5 protein-coding genes are annotated in these 2,530 nt (G+C 33.9%); all 5 read right to left on the bottom strand.

From position 1 onward, the window contains the following. Positions 1 to 304, bottom strand: a 304-nt coding sequence (locus AACY61_RS12270; protein ID WP_339611865.1) for a hypothetical protein, incomplete at its 3' end; no start/stop codon positions are given. A 9-nt stretch (positions 305 to 313) separates the two neighbouring features. Then, the gene (locus AACY61_RS12265) at positions 314 to 1,033 is read right to left on the bottom strand and encodes a hypothetical protein (RefSeq protein WP_339611864.1); all 720 of its coding nucleotides are present in this window, start codon (positions 1,031 to 1,033) and stop codon (positions 314 to 316) included. 207 nt (positions 1,034 to 1,240) lie between these two features. Continuing rightward, positions 1,241 to 1,540: a DUF6804 family protein gene (locus AACY61_RS12260; protein ID WP_339611863.1), complete on the bottom strand. Its 300-nt coding sequence runs from the start codon at positions 1,538 to 1,540 to the stop codon at positions 1,241 to 1,243. A gap of 30 nt (positions 1,541 to 1,570) precedes the next feature. Next, positions 1,571 to 2,071 carry a hypothetical protein gene (locus AACY61_RS12255; RefSeq protein WP_339611862.1) on the bottom strand — a complete coding sequence of 167 codons (501 nt, stop codon included), beginning with the start codon at positions 2,069 to 2,071 and terminating at the stop codon, positions 1,571 to 1,573. Between the two features lie 12 nt (positions 2,072 to 2,083). Continuing rightward, positions 2,084 to 2,530, bottom strand: a 447-nt coding sequence (locus tag AACY61_RS12250; protein WP_339611861.1) for a hypothetical protein, incomplete at its 5' end; no start/stop codon positions are given.

Genomic DNA, 2,530 nt, shown 5'->3' with positions numbered 1-2,530 from the left:
ATGCTTTACCGGCGCTACTATGATAATTCGTTGCATAGTGCGTTTTTGTATTGGAACTTACCTGATAGATATACTCACTACACCCATATGAGTAGTCACTTTTAAAACAAACGATGGCAAAATAATACGTTTCATAGTCAATCGTGACATTGTAAAAAGTGACTTTGGAAATAGCATCACTGGTATAACTGGTATAAGTAGTTCCATAACTTTCTGACTTTACAAAATCCATATACTCATCACAGGTTTGGGCCTGTGTTATGGAGCATAGTGTTATTACTATAAAAAGGAGGTAGTGTTTCATATTAATAAATTACTCATGAAGAAGAAAATCGTGTATTTTGATAATATCACCTCTTCCAATTTGAACTAGGTCCAAGGTTTTTTTTAAATAAATACCTAGGGAGCGTTCGTTGTAAATAAATTTCATGTCGGCTGAATAATCTGTAACCAGGTACATATCACCGTCAATTTTGTGAAAATCGATATTATCTCCTTTACTTACTTTAATACCCTTATTGACAACCTTACCGTTATGTAGTGCTTCGCGAATAGTGGCCTCGTTTTTCTCACCGGAGGCAACTTTTGCATAGGCGGTCATCATATCTATCCAATCATTACTGTTAATCAGATACCAATTAATTTTATTGAAATCAATGCCATATTCATTGATCCAGCCAATGCTAGTAAAACCAAATAATACTAGTTTTTTACCCATTTCAGGTGTGTCACCATCAATTGTAAATTCCCGAATTTTAAAAGTAATGACCGTTGTTGCAGACATGTCTTTTAATTTCTTACCGTCAAAATCAAGTGTTTTAAGTGAAAATTGAGTGTATTCAGGATGGTTGGTAAGAAACCATTCTGTAGCCGTAAGCTCTGCCTGTTCTTTCATCTGTTCAACGGCCGCTATACCTGCCCCAATGGCTATCAATCCGCCTGCAACTGCGCCAATGACTGCACCCTCATCCTGAGTATACATATTTTTAGGAACAATACAGATGAGTGCAATTAGGAAAATTATTTTTTTCATGATTTTAATATTTAATGGTTGGTGATTATTTCATGCGTATAAAGTTACAGGCGCAACATCAATAAATTTTACGGGACTCCTCATTTGCTTAAATAATACTTAAACTTTAATTATTTGGTCTTTTGAGTATCATCAACACTACCCACTCTTTGGGGTTCTTATTTAATTTAAGGAACTCCATAAAGAGATGGAGTAGGGGGATTTTTTTTAATTTGATCTTGGACTAAATCCTACAAAAGCTTTAAATACAAACAATACAGCTGCAATAATATCTAGTGGAGCCCAAAGGCTTTTATCATAGAGATACACCGGTATAATGGGGTTAAAAAGCACCGCAATAAACCCAAAAGCAATTACCCAAAAATGAATTCCTTTTCTCAGCTCAGTGACCACCACGATTACAGCTCCTATAGTGACTGCGATTCTTAAGAACGTGTAGTAGCCGATTGGCATGTTTAACAGAGCCAAGAGCAGCAAGAGGGCGCAGGTGAGGAGGAGAGGTTTCAATTATGAGTTTACCTGATGGTTGAAAACTTATTATCTATACAAAGGCATTGTTGGATAGGGTATCAATTGGTCTAATAAGGGTGTGATTCCTGTTTTTATGGTAATTGTTAAAGCAAATATTATCCCTGCAAAGAATAAAACTGATTTTAAATTATTATTTGCAACTTCCAGATACACATTCTCTCCTTTACTTAATAAACGGAAAAGCAGGGTAGATATCCAAAGAAGTGTAAATATTATTACGACTAAAATTCCAAGGAAAATACAATAGTATGAGATCTCATTTAAAATAAGCTCATTTCCCGTAAAGCTTGATGGTAATACTTTAGTAAGGGTCTCGAATGTTGTTATTAACTCACTTAATAGAATTCCACTTGCCGTAAACAGGATGGCTTTAAAAAGGTTAATAGTTAAAGGATTTTCATTTTCAGATATCTTTTTTCTGATTTTGTAGTTTACAATCCAATTTAAAAGAAAAATGGTAAGTGCTCCACTAACCAAGATTGAAATTAAAATAATAATATTTGTCATTTTTGATAAATTTTAGTTTGACATTAAAGATACATTCCAAAATCGCATATCTGCTATTTCACGTGGTATTATTCCCGGTGGGATTCCTTTGTTTGTTGTTTCCCAAACAACATATCGTTTGCCGTTTAATTTTTTTGAAATACCGTTAATTGGTAAATGGATTCCGATTATTGAATGCTTATAAAGCTCGCTTGTTAACATAGCAACATCATAATCATAATGATATAAAATTGTAAATAACAAGAGTGTTCTTGTGTCACAATCACCTGCTAAAGTTGCCATAAACTCAACTGGAGACAATAATCCATATTTAATGAAACCTTCACATTTCCCTCCATTTTGAAGATAGCCCCTTATAAAGTTGTCATTATAACTTTGTGAATCACAACCATTGTCTAATATTAAAGTGTATGGAATGTCTTGAATTAAGGATACGATGGCTTCTGCAAATTCAATATC

This window comes from uncultured Planktosalinus sp., assembly GCF_963973675.1.
Lineage (GTDB): Bacteria > Bacteroidota > Bacteroidia > Flavobacteriales > Flavobacteriaceae > Planktosalinus.
Note: the sequence above shows the minus strand (reverse complement) of the source record. Positions and strands in the feature narration are given on the sequence as shown.

Bases quoted from the DNA above. Each gene is read 5' to 3' on its own strand.
- AACY61_RS12265 (WP_339611864.1), bottom strand. From the start codon at position 1,033: ATGAAAAAAATAATTTTCCTAATTGCACTCATCTGTATTGTTCCTAAA.
- AACY61_RS12255 (WP_339611862.1), bottom strand. From the start codon at position 2,071: ATGACAAATATTATTATTTTAATTTCAATCTTGGTTAGTGGAGCACTT.